At 74.8% G+C, this 730-nt stretch carries 1 protein-coding gene; it reads left to right on the forward strand.

The window, feature by feature from the left end; genetic code table 11:
• Window positions 1–67: 67 nt before the first annotated feature.
• Window positions 68–730, forward strand: a 663-nt coding sequence (gene sigJ / locus ACYVE9_RS29495; protein ID WP_461030933.1) for an RNA polymerase sigma factor SigJ, incomplete at its 3' end; no start/stop codon positions are given.

Here is a 730-nt window from a genome sequence, read left to right on the forward strand (position 1 = left end):
TTCCACCCCGGCGGCCGCCGGTGCCGACGCCGGCAACAACACCACCCCCGGCACCGGGGCCGACGACCTGACCCGCCCTGCCCAGGAGCAGTGGGCGCGCGGGTTCGAGGAGCATCGGGCACATCTGCTGCGGGTCGCCTACAGCACGACCGGCTCCCTGGCGGAGGCGGAGGACTGCGTGCAGGAGGCCTGGCTCAGGCTGCGCACCCTCCCCGATCCGGCCGCGGTCCGCGACCTGCGGGCATGGTTGACGACCACCGTCGGCAGGCTCGCGCTCGACGCCCTGGGCAGCGCCCGCGCCAGGCGCGAGCGCTATGTGGGGACATGGCTGCCGGAACCCCTGGTCGAGCGGGCCCCGGACAACGATCCGGCGGACCGCGTCACCCTGGACGAGTCGGTCAGCATGGCGCTGCTGATCGTGCTGGAACGGCTCACCCCCGCGGAACGTGCCGCCTTCCTGCTGCACGACGTGTTCGGCATGCCGTTCCAGGAGGTCGCCGACGTGGTGGGACGGTCACCCGCCGCAGTGCGCCAACTGGCCTCCCGGGCGCGGCGGCACGTGGAGCAGGAGCGGCCCCGGCTGCCACCCACCCGGGCCGAGCAACGGGCACTGGTGGCGGCCTTCGCGACGGCTTGCGGAACGGGCGACCTGGACGGCCTGCTGGCCCTGCTCGACCCGGACGCCGTCTACCGGAGCGACGGCGGCGGCCGGGTCAACGCGCTGAGCCGC

Source organism: Streptomyces sparsus (genome assembly GCF_054776295.1).